We start from the raw sequence: 19,381 nt of genomic DNA, 5'->3' as shown, positions 1-19,381 counted from the left end.
TCCAGTCAAAAAGGGGGACGATCAGGTCGGGAGAATGCCGAGGCGGCCAAGTGGCGGTGCCTCGCGGCCGGCGGCCTTGGCGGCATCGCGCACGAGACGCTCGAGCACGGCGAGATAGTCGAGGAAGCGGCGGCGGCCAGTCTTGGTCAGACGGCAGGTGGTGTGCGGGCGATTGCCCTCGTAGCCCTTGGTCACCTCGACCAGGCCGGCCTCCTGGAGCACGGCGAGGTGCCGGCTGAGATTGCCGTCGGTGAGGCCGCAGAGCTGCTTGAGATCGGCGAAGGCAAGCCCCTTCGGGTGCGCCATCAGCGAGGTCAGAAGCCCGAGCCTCGCCTTCTCGTGGATCACACGGTCGAGCCCCTCATAGGAGAAAGGCGCGCTGTCAGTCTTCGACATCATTCTCTCCGGACGCGACATACAGAATGGCCGCCATCACCGACTGGCCGATCACGAAAGGTAGTCCCATGGTCCATGGCGACAGCATGTGAGTCCGGCTCGCCAGCACAACCACCGCAAAACCCGAGATGAAGTACCAGGCCCCGGCAAATGCCACGCTGCGCGGCAACGAGCGGACGGAGGCAAAAATGCCGAGCGACACCAGGATCTGCCACAGCCCCGGCAGGAGCCACAGCGTTTCGGCCGCGAACTTCCACATCACCACCGCGAGCAGGATTCCGGCGACGCCAGCGGGCAAGAACTGCTCGACCGCCTGGTGGATCATGGCGTCGGCAAGGCCCGAATGATGACGACGCGAACGCGCGCGCATCTCGATCCAGATGATCAGGCCGGACAGCGCAGCCGCAACGAACCAGCCGAGAAAGAAGCCGAGCGGCGCGCCGGTGGGATCGCCGAGCAGCCAGAATTGCAGGATTGCGGTGACAAGCGCGACAGCACCGGTCGCAGCCATCGTCGCCGGACCGTAACCGCGGAACGCCGTACCGGCCGCAATCTGGCTGCGGATCGCCACGATGTCGGCCAGTGCCTTGTCGAGATCGCGCATCGGCAACGCCAAAACTCCGCTCCACCCAGTTCACGGACCGGCATTGCCCGATCACTTTGTATCGCAAAGTATACCGCACTACAAAGTAAAGGCAAGCCTGAAAGTCGTCCGCAAGGGACGCGACCGGATCGAACAACTGTCGGTTGCGCGCCACCTGTCCGCGCAGATAAGATGCGGCCAAAGCGTTCCAGGGGGAAGTTATGTGGTTAAGATCGTTTGTCGTTGCGTCTCTGTTGCAACTGAGTCTCGCCGAACTGGCGCATGCGGCGGGACCGTTCGGCTCCGTCAATGTCGGCAACTGGATCGGTGGCGCTTTCAGCAATGATGAAACGGGCGCCTTCTCGCATTGCGCCGCAACAACGCCGTATGCGAGCGGTGTCATCCTCGTCGTCAGCCAAAATGCCGCCGGCACATGGTCGATGGCTTTTGCGAGCCCCGGCTATCACTTCAACAAGGGCGAGAACGCCGCGATCGACGTGACCTTTGACGGGCAGGAGCAAGCCAGGCTTTACGCCACAGCGTATCAATCCAACATGCTCACGGCCATTATGCCTGTCAATGTCGTGCGCACATTCCAGAAGGCGAGCCTGATGGTCGCAACGAGCGGCCGTACAGTCCTGAATTTCGACCTGGCCTCGACCGGGCCGGTGATCGCAGCCTTGGCCAATTGCGTGACCCGCGTGAAGGCCGACGGGCTCAGCAAGGCCAGCGATTTCACCAAAGGCGCGGCGAAACCGGCAGCCACGGCGGACAAGCAAGGCGCGCCGCCTGCCAGCAAGCCCGGCAGAGAGGCCAAGAGTAGCTCCGGCTTTGGCACTGGCTTCGTCGTCAGCGCCAACGGGCACATCGTCACGAACAACCATGTGATCGACGGTTGCAGTGACCTCAACGGTAATCTCACCGGCGAGGCCGCGATGGTGTTGCGCGTCGTCTCCAGCGACGCGAACAACGATCTCGCTTTATTGCAGGCGCCGTCGACCGCGACTTTCAAGGAGTTTGCCCGGATCCGTGACCGCCCGTTCCGCTCCGGCGATTCCGTCGTTGCGATCGGCTTTCCCTACCATGGCTTGCTCACGTCGGACTTCACCGTGACGACCGGTATCGTGAGCTCGCTCAGTGGCATGCGCAACGATTCGCGCTTCCTGCAAATCAGTGCGCCCGTGCAACCCGGCAACAGCGGCGGCCCGCTGTTCGACACCAGCGGCCAGATCGTGGGCGTGGTCACCGCGAAGATCCCCGTACTGCGCATCGCCGCTGCGACCGGCACCATCCCCGAAAACATCAACTTCGCCATCAAGACCGGCGCACTGCGCGACTTTCTCGACAATTCCGTAGTGCCATACCAGACGGCCGAGCCGAAGGGCGAACTCAAGACTACCGAGATCGCCGGCAATGCACGCGCCTACACGATGCTGATCTCGTGTACCGGCACGGAGCAGGCTGACGCGAAGAAGTGAGCAAACCGACGCAGCTCGACCCGTCATCCTGAGGTGCGACGCATGGGATGCAACGCGTCCCATGCGGAGCCTCGAAGGATGAACGGCCGAGATGCAGCCGGGCCGTCGTCCTTCGAGGCTCGCCGAAGAGGCGAGCACCTCAGGATGACGGTGTGCAGGGTTCATCGCGGCATCAGTTCACCCGTGGCAGCACGCGCCCTTCGCCTGCGGATCGTACTGGTCGCGCAGGCGGACCCAGTCCATCGGATAGGGCAGACCTTCCTCGTGACGGCCGAGCGGGGTGAGATCGAGATATTGATAGGCCGCGTTCATCATATCGAGGCCGCGGGCGAAGCAGGAATAGGTGTGAAAGATCTCGCCGGCCTCGTTGCGATAGAACACGCTGATGCCGGGCAGCTCCGGCCCATAGAACGGCGTGGTGCCGAAATTGTATTTCGGGACGCCCTGGTCGATCTGTTCGCGCGTGAACGAGACCTCGTAATCATAGTTGAAGTCGTTGTGGCCTGAAGACACCCAGTCAAAGCTCCAGCCCATGCGCTGCTTGAACGCCTCGAGCTTGTCGACTGATGCCAGCGAGATCGCGACCATGGTGGTGTCGCGCGCCGCCAGATGCGGCACCATGCGCTCAAAACCATCGACCCAGAACGAACAGCTCTTGCAGGCAGCCTCCCAGTCGGGCGCGAACATCACATGCTGAACCACGAGCTGCGGTCGGCCCCTGAAGAGATCGCCGAGCGTGACCTTGCCGTTCGGCCCGTCGAACGCATAGCTCTTGTCGACCTTCACCCATGGCAATGCGCGGCGCTCCTCGGCAAGGCGTTCGCGGGCCTGGCTCAACGCCTTCTCATGCGCAAGATGAGCTTTGCGGGCGGCGACCCATTGCTCGCGCGAGACGATCTGATGTTGCTGCATGATGTCCTCCTTGAGGTCAGGCGACGAAAGTGTCGAGCTTGTCGAAGAACGAATTCCAGCCACGCTGGTGGTTGTCGCGCGCGGTCTCGTCGAAGAACTGGGCGTGATGAAAAATCATCAGCGTGCCGGCAGTGTCCGGCTTCAGCGTGATCGTCACCAGCGACTCGCGCTCCGGCGTCGAATGCCAGGCCCAGGTGAAGACCAGCCGCTCGTTCGGCACGACCTCGCGATAGAGGCCGCCCGCCTCGAAATATTCGCCGTCCTCGCGCGTGAACGAGATGCGGTAGCGGCCGCCGGAGCGAACATCGAGCTCGGCCTTCAGCGTCGCCGGCTTCATGTTCGGCGGTCCGAACCATTGCACTAACTGCGCGGCTTGCGTCCAGGCGGCGAAGACCTTTTCCGGCCGCGCGCGGAGCCGACGGGTGAGCGTGAGGCTTGGACCTTCGGTTGCGCGTTCGGCGCTGCGGGGATCGGCGTTGACGGCTGCGTTGGCCATGGTTTGTCCTCCACAAAGGCGGCAAGGCGATCGAAACTCTCGGACCAGAATTGCGCGTAGCGATTGAGCCAGTTCATCGCCTGCTCCATCGGCTGCGCGGTGAGCCTGCAGGAGACCGTGCGCCCGGTCTTCTCACGCACGATCAGACCCGCATCGGTGAGCACATCTAGATGCTTCATGATCGCCGGCAGCGAGATCGAAAACGGCGCCGCCAGATCGCTCACCGACAGGCTCTCCTTCTCGCCGAGACGCGCAAGCAGCGCACGCCGCGTCGGATCGGACAGCGCCGCAAAGGTACGATCAAGCGTCTCGTCCTTATACTTAACCATAAGGTTTAGTATAAGCGCAAACGCCATCCCGTCAAGCGGGAAGCACGCAAGAAAAAAGCCCCGCCTACGGGCGGGGCTCCATTCACGGTCACTCCTGAGATCGCTATTCCACCTTGAGGCCGGCGAACTCGACGACCTTCTTCCACTTCGCGGTCTCGGCCTCGATCTCCTGGCCGAACGCCTCCGGCGTCAGCACCAGCGGGTCGCCGCCGAGTTCCACCAGGCGCTTGGTCATGTCGGGCTCCTTCATGAGCGTATTGATCTCGTTGTTGAGCTTGGCGATCATGTCCTTGGGCATGTTCTTCGGCGCACCCATGCCGAACAGCGCGCTCGCCTCGTAGTCCTTCACGGTCTCGCCGATCGCGGGCACGTCCGGCAATTGCGGCGAGCGCTGCGCCGTGGTGACGCCGAGCGCGCGAAGCGAGCCGGAGCGGATGTGCTGGATGATCGAGGGCATGTTGTCGAAGATCACCTGCACCTGGCCGCCGAGCATGTCGGTGATCGCGGGCGCCGCGCCGCGATAGGGCACATGCTGCATCTTGCAGCCGGTCATCGACATGAACATCTCGCCGGACAGGTGCACCGAGGTGCCATTGCCGGAGGAAGCCATGTTCACCTTGCCGGGATTGGCCTTCACGTATTCGATGAACTCGGCGACGTTCTGCGCCGGCACGTCCTTGTTGACGGTCATCACGTTCGGTGTGCGCTGGAACGCGGCGATCGGCGCGATGTCGCGGACGAAGTTGAACTTGAGATTGGCGTAGAGCGTGGCGTTGATGTAGTTGGCCGGATTGACCAGCAGCACGGTGTAGCCGTCGGGCTCGGCGTTGATGACGGATTCGGTGCCGATATTGTTGCCGGCGCCCGGCTTGTTCTCGATCACGAATTGCTGGCCGAACTTTTCCGACAGCCGCTGGCCGATCAGACGCGCCAGAATGTCGGTGGCGCCGCCCGGCGGATAGCCGACCACGAACTTCACCGGCCGGGACGGATAATCCGCTGCAAAGGCCTTCGACGGCGGGCTGGCTGCAAGCGGGGTGGCGGCGAGCAGGCCGAGCGCGGAACGGCGAGTGATCATCTCAAGGGTTCTCCCAAGTGTTGTTCTTAAAAAGGGGCATCGTTCTTGATCGTGGCGTCAGCGGCGTTGTAACAAAGCCCGCCACGCGCGGAAAGTGCGCAAGCTTCATGGCGACGAAAGGATAAGGCATGCCGGTCAAGGTTCAGGCCCTCGATCACCTCGTGATCAACGTCGCCGACGTCGCAGTGACCTCCGAGTGGTATCGCAATATCCTCGGCATGGAAGTCAAGGTGTTCGATCCCGGTGGCGGCAAAGCGCCGCGGACCTCGCTTCAGTTTGGTCAACAGAAGATCAACGTCCGGCCGCGCGACGCCGACAAGGTGGAGTGGTTCACCGCCGACCACCAGACCGCCGGCAGCGAGGATCTGTGCTTCCTCACCTCGGCGACGCCCGACGAGGTGGTGGCGCATTTGAAGGCACACGGCGTCGCGATCGAGGAAGGTCCGGTGCCCAAGCAGGGCGCCCGCGGCACGCTGCGCTCGGTTTATTGCCGGGATCCGGATGGCAGCCTGATCGAGATTTCGTCGTATGAGGCCGACGGTAGGTAGGCGACGCCGCCTGCCCCAACCACCGTCATTGCGAGCGCAGCGAAGCAATCCAGACTGCCTCGGCTGAGACAATCTGGATTGCTTCGTCGCAAGGGCTCCTCGCAATGACGGAGGAGAGAGCACGCCGTCCCCTCCCCGTGATTTGCGCCCCGCGCCATCCGATGGCAGGAAGACGCAATAATCAAAAGGCAGCCGCCATCAAGATGCAGGCTGCACGGGAGGATTCATGTCACTTCAACAGACTGCAGCCGGAATCGTGGGCCCGTTCAACGGGCTCGACGTGCCGTGGCTGCTGAATATGCGCGCCGAGGTGCGGCGCGATCATCCGTTCCTGATCTGGGCGCCGTTCGAGGCACCGGCGCGGCGCTGGAGCTATGGCGAGTTTCACGAGCGGGTCGGCGCGCTCGCGGCGGGGCTGGCGAAGCGCGGCATCAAGCCCGGCGAGTATGTGCTCATTCATCTCGACAATTGCATCGAGGCGCTGCTGGCGTGGTTTGCCTGCGTCGAACTCGGCGCCATCGCGGTCACCACCAACACGCGCTCGGCGCCGGCGGAGATCGAATATTTCGCCGACCATTGTGGCGCTGTCGCCGCGATCACGCAGCCGGCCTATGCGGAGATCGTTGCGCAAAACTGCCGCAACGTCCGCTGGATGGCGGTGACCTCACACGACGCGGGCGCCGCGCCCGCGCAAACCGTTTCACGCGGCGACGGCTTTGAATCACTGTTCGCCGACAGCGCGGACCGGCCGAAGCGCGCGACCGATCCGCTGGCGCCATGCAGCGTGCAGTACACGTCAGGCACGACATCACGGCCGAAGGCGGTGCTCTGGACCCACGCCAATGCGCTGTGGGGCGCCAAGATCAATGCCGCGCATGAGGACCTGCACGCGAGCGACGTGCACCAGACTTATCTGCCGCTGTTCCACACCAATGCTCTCGCCTATTCCATGCTGGCGACGCTGTGGGTCGGGGCGACTTGCGTGATCCAGCCGCGCTTCTCCGCGAGCCGGTTCTGGGGCGTCGCGCGCGAGCGCGGCTCGACCTGGACTTCGACGATCCCGTTCTGCATGAAGGCTCTGCTCGAGCAGGACATTCCCAGGGATCACAAGTTCCGCCTGTGGGGCACCGCGATCAACGAGCCGCCGGCGTTCGCCGCGTTCGGCGTCAAGATGATCGGCTGGTGGGGCATGACCGAGACCATCACCCACGGCATCGTCGGCGAGGTCGACCAGCCCAACATCCCGATGTCGATCGGCCGCGCCGCGCCGGAATATCAGATCCGCATCACCGATGATGACGGACGGCCGACCGCGGTCGGCGACACCGGCAATCTCTCGATCAAGGGCATTGTCGGCCTGTCGCTGTTCGCCGAATATCTGCACAACGAGAAGGCGACGCGCGAGAGCTTTGACGAGCACGGCTATTTCATCACCGGCGACCGCATCACGCGGCTGGAATACGGCTACCTCAGGTTCGGCGATCGCGCCAAGGACATGCTGAAGGTCGGCGGCGAGAATGTCGCGGCCTCCGAGATCGAGCAGGTGATCGCAATCGTGCCCGGCGTGCGCGAGGCCGCGGTGGTGGCGAAGAAGCATCCGATGCTGGACGAGGTGCCGGTCGTCTTCATCATCCCGCATGGCGGCGTCGCGGGTGCGGCGCCGGACCTGCAGGACCGCGTGATGGCGGCCTGCCGCAAGGATCTTGCCGACTTCAAGGTGCCGCGCGAGATCAGACTTGTCGACGACATGCCGCGCTCGACGCTGGAGAAGGTGGCGAAGGCGGAGTTGCGGAAGATGCTGGGATAGCGGCGCCGGATCAGAACGATCCCAGCGCCACCGGGCGGAACGCCTGCAGCAGCTGCTGATCGAGCTTGCCGCCCATGCCTTCCATCATCGTGAAGGCACGCGAGTGGGTGAAGGGCATGCGGTAGGCGCGCTTCTCCACCAGGGCTGCGTAGATGTCGACGATGGTCGTCAGCCGCACGATGTCGCTGATCTGGTTCGACGACAGATTGTTCGGATAGCCGCTGCCGTCGAGGAATTCGTGGTGATGCAGCACGACATCGAGCATTTCCGGCGGGAAGCCGCCTTGCGCCGCGAGCGCGTCATAGCCGCGGCGCGGATGCTGGCGGACCTCGGCCATCTCCTCGTCGGTGAGCTTGCCGGGCTTGTCGAGCAGCACGGAGGGAACGAAGGCCTTGCCGACATCGTGCAGCAGCGCGGCACGGGTCAGCCGGCGCTGGTCGTCCTCGCGCATGCCGAGATGCTGCGCGAAGGACACCGCAAAGCCGGTGACGAACAGGCAGTGGCGATAGCTGCCGACATGGTGGCAGCCCACCGTGGTGAGCCATTCGCGCAGCGAGGAATGCTTGATCGCTTTCAAAATCTTGCTCTCGGCGGCGATGACGTCATCGAACGTCAGGGGCACGCCGAGCGGCAGCTTCTCGAACATCTTCTTCAGCACCGCATGCGCCGCCTCGACGCCGCGGTTGAGCGTCTTGCCGCGATCGGTCGCGTCATAGGTCGCCGTATCGGGGAACGCGGCGCGGATGCGCTGCAGGATGTCCTCGGGCTGAAGCGGCCGCGAGATGGTGTCGGTGGCCCCTAACGCCCAGGCCTGCATGGTGCCGTGGTGCAGGGCATCCGCCAGCACGAACAGACGCGGCATCGAACGATAGCCTTCGGCGCGCAGCTTGTTGCGCACCCGCTGCACGCTTTCGGGCGAGCGCAGGTTGATGTCGACCACGAGGCCGGAGAGTTCGCGCGACGGCTGCTCGGGGATTTCCTGCGTCGTCACCGTCGAGACATCGCCGACTGCCTTCAGGATGCTGGCGAGCTCGGTGCTCGCATCGCTCCGGTCGGAGGCGAGCAGAAGCCGGCGTTTGGCGGCGGATTTGGCTGGCGCGTTCATGGCTTCCCCAAAGGCACGGGAGTGTATTTGGCGTCAGCCTAAGCCGGATCAGGTTCTCCGGCCCTTAAGAGGCGTGCTCAACGGAACATGCCTGAATTACACACAATTTTACGGATTTCGAGTTCCACGACGAGAACAGCAAAACCGCAAAAACAACCCCATGCACAGTAGACGGACTAGCCCATTCTCATCGTAAAGTGACGAGAATAACTTGACCATGACGCGAGAATAGCCCCATTTTCTCGTCATAGGGTGCAGAGAATATGGTCTATATCCACGACAGACCCGACTGGGCGGCGTTTCAGTGGAGCGCAGACCGGCTGGCGGCGCGGCTGGCCCAGGTACGTCACAAGCAGGGCCGCCTGCTTGGCCGAATGGAAAGTCTCGGCTTCACTTTGAAGGCAGAAGCCTCGCTCCAGACGCTCACGGAGGACGTCGTCAAATCGAGCGAGATCGAAGGTGAGATCCTCGATCGCAATCAGGTCCGGTCGTCGATCGCCCGCCGGCTCAGCATCGATATCGGCGCGCTCACGCCTGTCGAACGAAACGTCGAGGGCGTCGTCGACATGACGCTCGACGCCACCCAGAAATTCGATCAGCCCGTCACCGCCGAGCGCTTGTTCGGCTGGCACGCCGCCCTGTTCCCGACAGGTCGGAGCGACATGTTGAAAATCGTCGTTGGCGGGTGGCGCACCGAACAGTCGGGCGCCATGCAGGTCGTCTCCGGGCCAGTGGGCCACGAACAGTTTCATTTCGAAGCACCCGATGCCAACCGGCTCGAGAATGAGATGAGCGCGTTCCTCGGTTGGTTCAACGCCGATCGGGACTCAGATCCTGTCATCAAGGCCGCGGTTGCGCATCTCTGGTTTGTGACCGTTCATCCGTTCGAGGACGGCAATGGCCGCATTGCGCGCGTGATAACCGATCTCGTCCTCGCGCGTTCGGAACAGAGTGCGCAGCGCTTCTACAGCATGTCCTCTCAAATCCGCAAAGAGCGCAACGCCTACTACGACATCCTCGAAAGAACCCAGCGCGGAACGCTCGACATCACCAATTGGCTGCAATGGTTCCTCGACTGTCTCGATCGCGCTTTCGACGGCGCCGAGTTGATCATCGGAAACGTGCTGCACAAGGCACGATTCTGGGAGCGCCGTCGCGCGCGCTCCCTCAACGACCGCCAGCGGTTGATGTTGAACCGCCTGCTCGATGGCTTTGAGGGCAAGCTCACCTCGTCGAAATGGGCCCAGATCGTCAAGGTCTCGCAAGCGACCGCTGCCCGCGACATCGAGGACCTGATCGACAAGGGCATCCTTCAGAGGGACGCCGCCGGCGGCCGCAGTACGAGCTATTCGCTGAGGCTGTAGCCTGTTCTCCACGCCCACCGCAGTCATCACCCGCGAAAGCGGGTGATCCAGTATTCCGAGACGGCGCGGCTAGAATCGAGAAGCCGCGGCGTACTGGATGCCCCGCCTTCGCGGGGCATGACAGTGAGATTGTGGAGGCACCCCAAAAAAATCCGCCGGAGGCTGCTCTCCGGCGGATCATCTTGTTCAACAATCGCAAGCCCGGCCTTACGCCTTCATCGCCCCCTTCACGGCCTCGGCCGTGATCGGCAAGCCCCGGACGCGGGCGCCGGAGGCGTTGAAGATGGCGTTGCCGATGGCGGGCGCCACGACCGTCACCGCGGGCTCGCCGACGCCGGTGGCCTTCTCGCCATTGGCGATCACGGCGACTGCGACCTCGGGCATCTGGCTCATGCGCAAGGGCGTGTAGCCATCGAAATTGGTCTGTTCGATGCCACCGTCCTTCAGCGTCGCCTTCTCGTACAACGCCAGCGACAGGCCCCACAACGCCGCGCCCTCGACCTGGGCACGGATGTTGTCGGGATGCACCTGCGTGCCGACATCGGTTGCGACCGTGAGCTTCTTCACGGTCACTTCACCTGACGGCGCCACCGCGACATGCGCGACGCAAGCGGTCCAGCTTGCGGTCGCACGTTCCTGCGACGACACGCAGGCCACGCCCATGCCTTCTCCCTTGGGGAGTTTCTTGGTGCCGTAGCCGGCGAGACCCATCGCGGCGAGCAGCGTGTTGCGCAGCCGCTGCGCGCCGCCTTCGTTCTTGCCGGCGCCGTCGAGCAGCGAGATGCGGTATTGCGCCGGGTCCTTGCCGGCCGCAATCGCCACCTCGTCGATCATGCTTTCGACCGCCCAGAAGGTCCAACCCGGCGCCACCGAACGGAGCTGACCCGACGGGGTGGCGTTGTGCGCCATCTCGTTCTTGATCGCCCGCACGTGATGGTTGGGCACCGTGTAGAAGAAATCCGATCCGTTCACCGTGAACGCATCGAGCGGGCCCTTCTTGTCGACCGAAGGCGACAGGAAGTCGGGAATGCCCCAGCGCTGCGTCGGCCAGGCCGAGACCACGTCGTGGCTGAGCGCTGTGAGCTTGCCGTCGCCGTCCAGGCCGGCTTTCACTTTCTGGTAGGTGAGCGGACGCGAGAAATCCATCGTCATGTCGTTCTCGCGCGTGTAGATCACCTTCACCGGCTTGCCCACGGCCTTCGCCGCCTGCACCGCCGGCACCATCATGTCGGCATCTAGCCTGCGGCCGAAACCGCCGCCGAGCCACATCTGGTGCATCACCACGAACTTCGGATCGATCCCGGCAGCACCGGCCGCAATCGCACCGGAGCGCGTCGCGAACTGGTTGCCGGAATAGATGTGCAGGATGTCGCCCTTGAACTCCGCGGTGGCGTTCATCGGCTCCATCGGCGCGTGGATGTTGATGCTGGTGGTGTATTCCGCCTCCAGCACCTTGGCCGCCGTGCCGAGGGCTGCTGCGGGATCGCCGTCCTTGACGAAGAACTGGCCGGAATCATCCAGCTTCTGAAGCCGCTTCGCCTCATCAAGCAGCGACTCGCTCGACACTTTCGCGTTCGGCCCGCCGTCATAGCTGACCTTCAGCGCTGATGCCGCCTTCTTGGCGTTGGCATAGGTATTGGCGACCGCAACCACCCAGCCGGTCGTGGTCTGGGTCTTGTCGTCGAGGGTGACGGCCTTGATGAAGCCCGGCACCTTTTTCGCATCGCTGTCGTCGACCGACTTCACGGTCGCGCCGTAGCGCACCGGCGGCGTCACCACCGCGCCATAGGCCATGCCCGGAATCATCACGTCGATGCCGTATTTGGCTGTGCCGTTGGTCTTGGAGGGGATGTCGATCTGCGGCACCGACACACCGATCATGGTGTACTGATCCGGCGTCTTCAGCTTGATCGCCTTCAGCTCGTCCGGCGTGAAGGTTTTGGTCGCCTTGCCGCTCTTCACGACATCGGCGAACGACATCTGCTTCTTCGACTTCGCATGCACGATCATGGAATCGCGCACTGCGAGCTCGCCTGCGGGCACGCCCATCGCGGCGGCAGCACCGTCCGTCAACGCCATGCGTCCGGCGGCACCCGCCCGGCTCATCGCGTCAAAGTTCATCATGGTCGACCAGCTGCCGCCGGTGATCTGCGCCCCCAGCACGGGGTCGTTGAATTTTGGATCGTTGGAGGCGAGGTTGACCCGCATGTCGCTCCACTTCGCGCCCAGCTCCTCGCAGACGATCTGCGCCATGGTGGAGGCGATGTGCTGGCCCATGTCGGCCTTGCCGCAGGTCACGGTGACCAGGCCATCGGGCGAGATCGCGTACCAGACGCTCGGCTCGAAATTGGCGGGCGCCGCAGCGAGTGCTTCACCGATGCCGGGCACGCCGGCATAGCCGAGCACGAGGCCCGTGGCCGCAGTGCCGACCAGGAAGGAACGGCGGCTGAGATCTGACGTCTCGGGTGTGACGTTTTTCACGTGCTGATTCATGTGGGCCTCCGCTCGTTGCCGGCGGCGGATGCGGTGCGCATCTCGGTGGCGGCGCGCATGATTGCCTTCTGGATCCGCGAATAGGTCATGCAACGGCAGAGATTGCCGTCCATATGGGCCACGACCTCTTCCTTGGTCGGATTGGCATTCTTCGCCAGCAGCGAAGCCGCCTGCATGATCTGCCCGGACTGGCAGTAGCCGCATTGCGGCACCTGCTCGGCGACCCACGCCTTCTGCAAGGGGTGATCGCCCTTGGCGGAAAGACCTTCGATGGTGGTGATCTTCTTGCCGGCGACATCGCCGACCATGGTCTGGCACGACCGCACGGCTTCGCCGTTGACGTGCACGGTGCAGGCACCGCACAGGCCGGCACCGCAGCCGAATTTCGTGCCGGTCATCTGCAATTGTTCGCGGATAGCCCAAAGGAGCGGCGTGTCGTTTGCCGCATCCACGGACATACTCCGCCCGTTGATGGTGAGCGTTGGCATAAGGCGTCTTCCCCTGCCGGTGCATGAAGCCGCTTACGGCGGCAACTTGTGTAGCGGACGCCCACCGGGTCGGCGGCCGCCTTGCGCGCGAGAATGATCGGGTTCGCGGGCGGAGGCAAATGCAATTTGGAATCGATCGAAACTATCGCTGCATTTGATTGTTGTGCGTTGCGATGGCAGCGCTGAGGTTAGCGACTGGACACAACAAGCAGCGCGCGAGGCATGAGTGCCATCGCAGCAAGGCGGTTTCTTGCAGGTAACTTGGCGAGCTAGAATACAGCCGTCGATGTGGACGCCCCTTCTCCCCTTGCGGGAGAAGGTGGCGCGAAGCGCCGGATGAGGGGTATCTCTCCGCGTATTGGAATGAATGAGAATTGGACTCGTGGATAGATACCCCTCACCCGTCTCGCCGCTTTGCGGCGAGCCACCCTCTCCCGCAAGGGGAGAGGGTGCACTGATGTCGCGGCAAGAAAAAGAAAGGGCGGAAACAATGCCAAGGATCGATCGGGATGGCGTCGGGATCTATTATGAAGCGCATGGCGACGGGCCGCCGCTGCTGCTCACGCACGGCTACTCCTCGACCTCGGCGATGTGGCATGGGCAGGTCGATGCACTTTCGAAGGACCACAAGCTGATCCTGTGGGACATGCGCGGCCACGGCCAGTCCGATTATCCTGATGATCCCGAAGCCTATAGCGAGCGGCTTACCGTCGGCGACATGGCGGCGATCCTCGATGCGGTCGGCGCGAAGCGCGCCATCATCGGCGGGCTCTCGCTCGGCGGCTACATGTCGCTCGCGTTCTATCGCGCGCATCCGCAAGTCGCCCGCGCGCTGCTGATCATCGACACCGGCCCCGGCTTCAAGAAGGACGACGCGCGCGAGGCCTGGAATGCGCGCGCGCACGCCACTGCCGACAAGCTCGATCGTGAAGGGCTCGACGTGCTAAAGGCGGCGACGCGCGAGCGTGCCACCGCCAGCCATCGCAACGCCAAGGGCCTGGCGCTGGCCGCGCGCGGCATGCTGACCCAGCGCGATGCCAAAGTGATGGAGCTGCTGCCCGACATCAAAGTGCCGTCGCTGATCGTGGTCGGTGCCGACGACACGCCGTTCCTGGCGGCGTCGGACTACATGGCGGCCAAGATCCCGGGCGCACAAAAGGTCGTGATCCCCGCGGCCGGACACGCCGTCAACATCGATCAGCCCAAGGCTTTTGTTGACGCCGTGGTGCCTTTCCTGAAGAACTTGCCGGGATAGGCGGCGAGACAGGGATGACAACAATGAAGCGGGCAATCTTGGCTGCAGGCGCAGCGCTTCTCTCAATGGCAGCGTCGGTGCAGGCCGAGCCGTTCGGCACGGTGCCGCAGCGCCGTCCCTTCGTCGACACCTTGTCGAACAACACGCCTCTGGCGTTCGGGATGGATGCGGAGCAGACCGCGCACGTCCTCGGACAGCCCTTGCAATACGTCAAAGGGCGCCCCGGCAACGAGATCTATCTCGCGCTCCGCGACGTCGGCGGCAGTGGACTGATCCCATACCGCCACCGCCTGTTCCTGCAATTCCGTCATGGACGGCTGGCAGGATGGAAGGAGGATTACGGCGAGAACTGGATGTGGGAGTGAAGTGTATCTCCTCATGGTGAGGAGCGAAAGCGCCTTTCAGATCGACAAGCAAGAAGGACAACCCGCGTGGGACAAGACATCAAACTGACGGCGTCGGATCATTTCCAGCTCGGCGCCTATCGCGCTGATCCCTCAGGTGCGCCGAAGGGCGCGGTGGTGGTGATCCAGGAGATTTTTGGCGTCAATCATCACATCCGTTCGGTCTGCGACCGCCTCGCAGGCGAAGGCTATGTCGCGATCGCACCGTCGATCTTCGACCGCACCACGCCGGGCTTCCAGTCGGGCTATACGCCCGATGAAATCGCGGAGGCGCGAAAATTCGTCGCCAATCCGGATTGGGAGGCGATGCTGCGCGACACGCAGGCTGCGATCGATGCGGTGAAGAGCGTCGGCCCGGTCGGCATCATCGGCTTCTGTCTCGGCGGCAGCATCGCCTTTGTCGCGGCGACGCGACTCAACGGCCTGAAGGCCGCGATCGGCTATTACGGCGGCGCCGTCGTGCGCTTTGCGGATGAGAAACCGAAAGTGCCGACGCAGCTGCATTTCGGCGAGAAGGATGCCGGTATTCCGCTGACGGATGTCGAGGCCGTCAAGGCGAAGCGGCCTGATGTCGAGGTCTTCATCTATCCCGGTGCGCAGCACGGCTTCCATTGCGACGAGCGGCCGAGCTACGACAAGGCCAGCTCCGAGATCGCCTGGCCGCGCAGCTTGGCGTTTTTCGCGAAGCATTTGACGAAGTAGCGCGCGCCGCTCTCCTCCGTCATTCCGGGATGCGCCGCGAAGCGGTGCAGGCCCGGAATCCATTAGGCAGCAGAGATAGCGGGTAAATGGATTCCGGGCTCGCGCTACGCGCGCCCCGGAATGACAACAAAACCTAGAACCAGCGCTCGCCGACGAACACGGTGTCGCCGGGGCTGACGGGCGTGCCGAGCGGCACGACGGCGCGCATGGCGCCGCCGCCTTCCGTGTGGGTGACAGTCACCACGTCGCGCTTGGCGCGGGGCGAGAAACCGCCGGCGATCGCGACTGCGCTCTCGACCGTCATGTTGGGCACATAAGGGTATTGGCCGGGCGCGGAGACTTCACCGAGAATGAAGAACGGGCGATAGGACTCGATCTCCACGGCGACCGACGGCTCGCGGATATAGCCGTTGCGCAGACGCGCTGCGATTTCACCGGCGAGCCCTGCCGGGGTGCGGCCGCGCGCCGGCACTCCGCCGATCAGCGGCATGGTGATGGAGCCGCCGGCATCGATGGCGTAGCTGTTGGTGAGCCCTTCCTGGCCGTAGACCACGACGCGCAGCTTGTCGCCGGCGTCGAGGTGATAGGAAGAGTCGTAGCGGACCGGTGCTGCCATCATCGGCGCGGCATAGGCGACCGGCATCGGCTCGGGAGCCGAGGCAAAGGAATTGCTGAGCGCGGCAATGGCGCCGCCGCCGCTGTTGGCAACGACGACCGGCTGCGGTGCGCTGTAGGGCTGGCCATAGGCCATGGCGTCGAGATCGGGACGGGGCTGCATGTATGCGACGGGGCCGGTGGTCTGCATGCAGCCGCCCAGGGCCAGCGCGGCGGACGCTGCCAAGATCGACCATCGAAACGCGCGTGCAACCGGCACCGGAGCCATCCCTCGGAACGAGACAGCTCCAGTGATGCACTGGTTATGGTTAACAAAGGGTTGAGGGGCAATGCGAGCAACGGGCACGGTGCGCTCCCTCGCCCGCTTGCGGGAGAGGGTTGGGGAGAGGGTGTCTCGGCAATCGAGAACCCCCTAGAGGAGAGAGCCCTCACCCGCCACGCTCTTCGAGCGTGTCGACCTCTCCCGCAAGCTTGCGGGAGAGGTGCAGCGGCGCTTGTGGCGCGACCGAGTACCTACGCGCTCACACCCACACCGATCGGGCACGACACGCCGGTGCCACCCAAGCCGCAATAGCCGGCGGGATTCTTCGCCAGATATTGCTGATGATAGTCCTCGGCAAAATAGAACTCGCCGGCCGGCTTGATCTCGGTGGTGATGGCACCGAGGCCCTTCGCGCTGAGCGCCTTCTGATAGAGCGCCTTCGACGCGTCGGCCGCTTTCTTCTGCGCGTCGGAATACGTGTAGATCGCGCTTCGGTACTGCGTGCCGACGTCGTTGCCCTGGCGCATGCCCTGCGTCGGATTGTGGTTCTCCCAGAACGTCTTCAGGAGCTTCTCGAAAGGGATCTCCTTCGGATCGAACACGACCAGCACCACTTCGGTGTGGCCGGTGCGTCCCGAACAGGTCTCTTCATAGGTCGGGTTCGGCGTATGACCGCCGGCATAGCCGACCGCGGTCGCATGGATGCCGTCGCTGAGCTCCCAGAACTTGCGCTCGGCGCCCCAGAAGCAGCCGAGCCCGAACACGGCCTGCTCGAGGCCTGCGGGATAAGGCGGCGCGAGCTTCGCGCCGTTGACGAAATGGATGCTCGCGGTCGGAATCGGTTGCGCACGGCCGGGCAGCGCGTCAGCTGCGCTCGGCAGTGCGGTGGTCTTGCGCATGAACAGCATGATCTGATCTCCGAAAAAACGAGCTGTCGCGCGCCTGAGCCAGGTGCTCGGGCGGCGTGCTCGCGATCGAGTGGGAATATAGGTCTTTACGCAGCAAGCGGCAGTGTTGTTACGCCGCGCCTCGTTTGCAGATCAGTCCCGGCGGGAATTGAAGATCAATCCCGGCGGGAACTGAAGATCAGTCCCGGGAATAACCGATCAGCGGCTTGCGCGGGCGGAACAGGATCATCAGTAAAATGCCGAGGAGGCCGAGGACCGCGAACACCGGCTGGTCCAGCACCAGGCGGATCACCGAGGTCCAGAGCCAGGGCGCCTTGGCCTCGACCCAGGTCCGGAAGGCGGACTGGCTGGCCTGGTTGATGTCGTTCCAGAACTGGCCGAACCGGGTGAAGCGCAGGGTCTGGTCGGCTACCCAGCGGGCGCCGTCATAGACCATGAAGATGAACCCGCCGGCCAGCAGCAACAGCCCAATCAATCGGAAAAAGCCGCGGATCATGCCTTACCCTCTATGGCCATCCGATCGGACGACCCAATAAGCGCCGTCAGCCAATAGCCGGGAGACGGCAGAAATTCAACCTCATCAGGGCGTTACGGCCCCCCTTGGCACGCCCCCGGGCCCGCTTTTCCAGCCCCTAAAGCGTTGACGGTGCCAAAGACCCCCTCTATAAGGGCGCCAACTGGCGGTGGGCGCAATCCTGCCGCCGCTGTTCTTTGAGCAGTTGCAGGCTCTTTTGAGCCTCAGAGATGGCCGCAAGGCTTATCGCTCATGCTCCGGGAACGGCCCAGCAACCGAACACCCTAAATCCGAGCGTCGATTCCGCGGTCAAGCTGCCGGCGCTACCCGACCCAGACGCGACCGGTACCCGCAAAGGACATTGAGACCATGGCCAACACCACCTCCGCCAAGAAAGCGACGCGCAAGATCGCCCGCCGCACCGCCGTCAACAAGTCGCGCCGCACCCAGATGCGCGGTGCCGTGCGTACCGTCGAGGAAGCCATCGCGACCGGCGATCGCGCCGCCGCGCTGAAGGCGATGGCGAGTGCCGAGCCCGCCCTGATGAAGGCCGCCCAGCGCAACATCGTTCACAAGAACAATGCCAGCCGCAAAGTCTCGCGCCTCACCGCGCAGATCGCCAAGCTCGCCAAGTAAGTTCGCCAAGTAACTCGCGACGTAAGGTCGTCGACGCGCCCCGATCGTGTCATCCGATCGGCTGAAGCGAACATCGCTCTCTCAATCAGCCCGGCTTCGCGCCGGGCTTTTTGTTGCCTGTCACAATTCCCGCTTGCGGTCTTTGGGTGACCAATCTCCTCTGGAAGATTTTTGTCGCCTGCGCCATGCTGCGCTCCGTAATTCTACCTGCAGTTTTACCCGACAGTGTTTTTGCAACAGCGGAAACTTTCACTGCGGTGCGAAAAACCCCTGCGGGGCGGGCCTAAGTTGCATTTCTCGCGCGCGCGAGTTCTGCACACCGTAGTTTCACCGGAACCGTTTCGCTCTGGAGTTACCCTGCGAAACGAGACTCAAAAAACGGTGTCTCGCTAATCACTTATCGACATAGTGGCGCCAAGCATTTGGAAAATTCGTCCGCACGGCGCGTGCGTGACGCTTTTGTAAAAAATTTTTGGCGGTCGGGGAGTCATTGTCACATGACACGCCGCGCTTTCGAATCTGTGCACGAATCCAAAAACTTGGTCTCAAGCCTGTGTACAACTCGTGCGCGGCGTTAACGCTGGTCAAGAATTTTAAACGCCTCAAGTGTGAATCAATTTCGTTGCGAGTCTTCCCGCTTGGTGTATTCCTTAAGTCGTTCGCGGCGCCCACGATCTTGAGACCAGCGCGGTTTTGGAAACGGGGCGAGCGTGCAAATCGGCGGCGGTGTGCACGTAGGCGACGCTTCAACAAGCGATTGTCGGATCAAAACCCATAGCAATGTGGGAACGGTAGCTCTTTGTCTGAATGTCTCCAAGCGGGATTTTTCTCAATCCCGCTCGCGCCAGGCGCAAATGAGGGATGTCATGAAGCTGCCCCGACACGCATGATGGCGTAGCCAAGCGGACGAGCAGTGCAGACGGGCGGGGCATCGGCGGCTTCAGTCGCAGTTGTCTTCTAGGACACGCAGGACCTTGTCGTGAGCAATCACGGCAGGACGGGGAGGTA

20 protein-coding genes are annotated in these 19,381 nt (G+C 63.3%); 8 read left to right on the top strand and 12 right to left on the bottom strand.

What is annotated here, in order from left to right:
- Positions 1-21: 21 nt before the first annotated feature.
- Both V1280_RS31290 and V1280_RS31285 read right to left on the bottom strand, forming a co-directional pair.
- The gene (locus V1280_RS31290; protein ID WP_194465100.1) at positions 22-396 is read right to left on the bottom strand and encodes a transcriptional regulator; all 375 of its coding nucleotides are present in this window, start codon (positions 394-396) and stop codon (positions 22-24) included.
- Complete coding sequence (locus V1280_RS31285; protein WP_334533467.1) at positions 383-1,000, bottom strand: hypothetical protein; 618 nt, start codon at positions 998-1,000, stop codon at positions 383-385. Before V1280_RS31285 ends, V1280_RS31290 begins: the two co-directional genes overlap by 14 nt.
- 200 nt (positions 1,001-1,200) lie before the next feature.
- Here V1280_RS31285 and V1280_RS31280 point away from each other — a divergent pair, with 200 nt between their 5' ends.
- The gene (locus V1280_RS31280) at positions 1,201-2,457 is read left to right on the top strand and encodes a S1C family serine protease (RefSeq protein WP_334533465.1); all 1,257 of its coding nucleotides are present in this window, start codon (positions 1,201-1,203) and stop codon (positions 2,455-2,457) included.
- Positions 2,458-2,634: 177 nt separating this feature from the next.
- Here the strand turns inward: V1280_RS31280 and V1280_RS31275 are convergent, their stop codons facing one another.
- From V1280_RS31275 to V1280_RS31260, 4 genes are all read right to left on the bottom strand, one after another.
- The gene (locus V1280_RS31275) at positions 2,635-3,369 is read right to left on the bottom strand and encodes a DUF899 domain-containing protein (protein WP_334533463.1); all 735 of its coding nucleotides are present in this window, start codon (positions 3,367-3,369) and stop codon (positions 2,635-2,637) included.
- 16 nt (positions 3,370-3,385) lie between these two features.
- The gene (locus V1280_RS31270; protein ID WP_334538465.1) at positions 3,386-3,730 is read right to left on the bottom strand and encodes an SRPBCC family protein; all 345 of its coding nucleotides are present in this window, start codon (positions 3,728-3,730) and stop codon (positions 3,386-3,388) included.
- Positions 3,730-4,194, bottom strand: coding sequence for an ArsR/SmtB family transcription factor (locus tag V1280_RS31265; RefSeq protein ID WP_334533461.1), 465 nt, complete (start codon positions 4,192-4,194; stop codon positions 3,730-3,732). The genes V1280_RS31270 and V1280_RS31265 overlap by 1 nt, the downstream gene beginning before the upstream one ends.
- Positions 4,195-4,297: 103 nt before the next feature.
- Positions 4,298-5,272, bottom strand: coding sequence for a Bug family tripartite tricarboxylate transporter substrate binding protein (locus V1280_RS31260; RefSeq protein ID WP_334533459.1), 975 nt, complete (start codon positions 5,270-5,272; stop codon positions 4,298-4,300).
- 128 nt (positions 5,273-5,400) lie between these two features.
- Here V1280_RS31260 and V1280_RS31255 point away from each other — a divergent pair, with 128 nt between their 5' ends.
- The gene (locus V1280_RS31255; protein WP_334533456.1) at positions 5,401-5,820 is read left to right on the top strand and encodes a VOC family protein; all 420 of its coding nucleotides are present in this window, start codon (positions 5,401-5,403) and stop codon (positions 5,818-5,820) included.
- A 226-nt stretch (positions 5,821-6,046) separates the two neighbouring features.
- Positions 6,047-7,627 carry an AMP-binding protein gene (locus V1280_RS31250; RefSeq protein ID WP_334533453.1) on the top strand — a complete coding sequence of 527 codons (1,581 nt, stop codon included), beginning with the start codon at positions 6,047-6,049 and terminating at the stop codon, positions 7,625-7,627.
- Positions 7,628-7,637: 10 nt separating this feature from the next.
- Here the strand turns inward: V1280_RS31250 and V1280_RS31245 are convergent, their stop codons facing one another.
- Entirely contained in the window at positions 7,638-8,732 is a 1,095-nt protein-coding gene (locus tag V1280_RS31245) for an HD-GYP domain-containing protein (RefSeq protein WP_334533450.1), read from the bottom strand.
- 263 nt (positions 8,733-8,995) lie between these two features.
- Between V1280_RS31245 and V1280_RS31240 the strand changes: the two genes are divergently transcribed.
- The gene (locus tag V1280_RS31240; RefSeq protein WP_334533447.1) at positions 8,996-10,096 is read left to right on the top strand and encodes a Fic family protein; all 1,101 of its coding nucleotides are present in this window, start codon (positions 8,996-8,998) and stop codon (positions 10,094-10,096) included.
- Positions 10,097-10,303: 207 nt separating this feature from the next.
- On the opposite strand, the gene V1280_RS31235 is transcribed toward V1280_RS31240, so the two are convergent.
- Together V1280_RS31235 and V1280_RS31230 are read right to left on the bottom strand one after the other, a co-directional pair.
- Positions 10,304-12,589: a xanthine dehydrogenase family protein molybdopterin-binding subunit gene (locus V1280_RS31235; protein WP_334533444.1), complete on the bottom strand. Its 2,286-nt coding sequence runs from the start codon at positions 12,587-12,589 to the stop codon at positions 10,304-10,306.
- Complete coding sequence (locus tag V1280_RS31230; RefSeq protein WP_148777577.1) at positions 12,586-13,077, bottom strand: (2Fe-2S)-binding protein; 492 nt, start codon at positions 13,075-13,077, stop codon at positions 12,586-12,588. The genes V1280_RS31235 and V1280_RS31230 overlap by 4 nt, the downstream gene beginning before the upstream one ends.
- Positions 13,078-13,567: 490 nt before the next feature.
- On the opposite strand from V1280_RS31230, the gene V1280_RS31225 reads away from it, so the two are divergent.
- The 3 genes from V1280_RS31225 (at position 13,568) to V1280_RS31215 (ending at position 15,438) form a co-directional block, all read left to right on the top strand.
- Complete coding sequence (locus V1280_RS31225) at positions 13,568-14,332, top strand: alpha/beta fold hydrolase (protein WP_334533441.1); 765 nt, start codon at positions 13,568-13,570, stop codon at positions 14,330-14,332.
- A gap of 23 nt (positions 14,333-14,355) precedes the next feature.
- Complete coding sequence (locus V1280_RS31220; protein ID WP_334533438.1) at positions 14,356-14,697, top strand: hypothetical protein; 342 nt, start codon at positions 14,356-14,358, stop codon at positions 14,695-14,697.
- A gap of 66 nt (positions 14,698-14,763) precedes the next feature.
- Positions 14,764-15,438: a dienelactone hydrolase family protein gene (locus V1280_RS31215; RefSeq protein ID WP_334533435.1), complete on the top strand. Its 675-nt coding sequence runs from the start codon at positions 14,764-14,766 to the stop codon at positions 15,436-15,438.
- A gap of 133 nt (positions 15,439-15,571) precedes the next feature.
- On the opposite strand, the gene V1280_RS31210 is transcribed toward V1280_RS31215, so the two are convergent.
- The 3 genes from V1280_RS31210 to V1280_RS31200 all read right to left on the bottom strand — a co-directional run bounded on the left by V1280_RS31210 (position 15,572) and on the right by V1280_RS31200 (position 17,719).
- Complete coding sequence (locus V1280_RS31210) at positions 15,572-16,312, bottom strand: polysaccharide biosynthesis/export family protein (RefSeq protein ID WP_334533432.1); 741 nt, start codon at positions 16,310-16,312, stop codon at positions 15,572-15,574.
- Between the two features lie 254 nt (positions 16,313-16,566).
- Complete coding sequence (msrA, locus tag V1280_RS31205) at positions 16,567-17,223, bottom strand: peptide-methionine (S)-S-oxide reductase MsrA (RefSeq protein ID WP_334533429.1); 657 nt, start codon at positions 17,221-17,223, stop codon at positions 16,567-16,569.
- 178 nt (positions 17,224-17,401) lie between these two features.
- Positions 17,402-17,719, bottom strand: a complete 318-nt coding sequence (locus tag V1280_RS31200; protein WP_334533426.1) for a hypothetical protein — start codon at positions 17,717-17,719, stop codon at positions 17,402-17,404.
- A 387-nt stretch (positions 17,720-18,106) separates the two neighbouring features.
- Between V1280_RS31200 and rpsT the strand changes: the two genes are divergently transcribed.
- Positions 18,107-18,373: a 30S ribosomal protein S20 gene (gene rpsT / locus V1280_RS31195; protein WP_334533424.1), complete on the top strand. Its 267-nt coding sequence runs from the start codon at positions 18,107-18,109 to the stop codon at positions 18,371-18,373.
- The last annotated feature ends 1,008 nt before the right edge of the window (positions 18,374-19,381 follow it).

Source organism: Bradyrhizobium sp. AZCC 2230, assembly GCF_036924495.1.
Taxonomy (GTDB): domain Bacteria; phylum Pseudomonadota; class Alphaproteobacteria; order Rhizobiales; family Xanthobacteraceae; genus Bradyrhizobium; species Bradyrhizobium rifense.
This window is presented reverse-complemented; position numbering and strand designations above follow the sequence as displayed.

What these genes read in the sequence shown, in the direction of transcription:
- rpsT (WP_334533424.1), top strand. Translation starts at nt 18,107, where the DNA reads ATGGCCAACACCACCTCCGCCAAGAAAGCGACGCGCAAGATCGCCCGC.
- V1280_RS31245 (WP_334533450.1), bottom strand. Translation starts at nt 8,732, where the DNA reads ATGAACGCGCCAGCCAAATCCGCCGCCAAACGCCGGCTTCTGCTCGCC.
- V1280_RS31250 (WP_334533453.1), top strand. Translation starts at nt 6,047, where the DNA reads ATGTCACTTCAACAGACTGCAGCCGGAATCGTGGGCCCGTTCAACGGG.
- V1280_RS31280 (WP_334533465.1), top strand. Translation starts at nt 1,201, where the DNA reads ATGTGGTTAAGATCGTTTGTCGTTGCGTCTCTGTTGCAACTGAGTCTC.
- msrA (WP_334533429.1), bottom strand. Translation starts at nt 17,223, where the DNA reads ATGCTGTTCATGCGCAAGACCACCGCACTGCCGAGCGCAGCTGACGCG.
- V1280_RS31260 (WP_334533459.1), bottom strand. Translation starts at nt 5,272, where the DNA reads ATGATCACTCGCCGTTCCGCGCTCGGCCTGCTCGCCGCCACCCCGCTT.
- V1280_RS31225 (WP_334533441.1), top strand. Translation starts at nt 13,568, where the DNA reads ATGCCAAGGATCGATCGGGATGGCGTCGGGATCTATTATGAAGCGCAT.
- V1280_RS31220 (WP_334533438.1), top strand. Translation starts at nt 14,356, where the DNA reads ATGAAGCGGGCAATCTTGGCTGCAGGCGCAGCGCTTCTCTCAATGGCA.
- V1280_RS31230 (WP_148777577.1), bottom strand. Translation starts at nt 13,077, where the DNA reads ATGCCAACGCTCACCATCAACGGGCGGAGTATGTCCGTGGATGCGGCA.
- V1280_RS31275 (WP_334533463.1), bottom strand. Translation starts at nt 3,369, where the DNA reads ATGCAGCAACATCAGATCGTCTCGCGCGAGCAATGGGTCGCCGCCCGC.
- V1280_RS31200 (WP_334533426.1), bottom strand. Translation starts at nt 17,719, where the DNA reads ATGATCCGCGGCTTTTTCCGATTGATTGGGCTGTTGCTGCTGGCCGGC.
- V1280_RS31255 (WP_334533456.1), top strand. Translation starts at nt 5,401, where the DNA reads ATGCCGGTCAAGGTTCAGGCCCTCGATCACCTCGTGATCAACGTCGCC.
- V1280_RS31235 (WP_334533444.1), bottom strand. Translation starts at nt 12,589, where the DNA reads ATGAATCAGCACGTGAAAAACGTCACACCCGAGACGTCAGATCTCAGC.
- V1280_RS31265 (WP_334533461.1), bottom strand. Translation starts at nt 4,194, where the DNA reads ATGGTTAAGTATAAGGACGAGACGCTTGATCGTACCTTTGCGGCGCTG.
- V1280_RS31290 (WP_194465100.1), bottom strand. Translation starts at nt 396, where the DNA reads ATGTCGAAGACTGACAGCGCGCCTTTCTCCTATGAGGGGCTCGACCGT.
- V1280_RS31240 (WP_334533447.1), top strand. Translation starts at nt 8,996, where the DNA reads ATGGTCTATATCCACGACAGACCCGACTGGGCGGCGTTTCAGTGGAGC.
- V1280_RS31285 (WP_334533467.1), bottom strand. Translation starts at nt 1,000, where the DNA reads ATGCGCGATCTCGACAAGGCACTGGCCGACATCGTGGCGATCCGCAGC.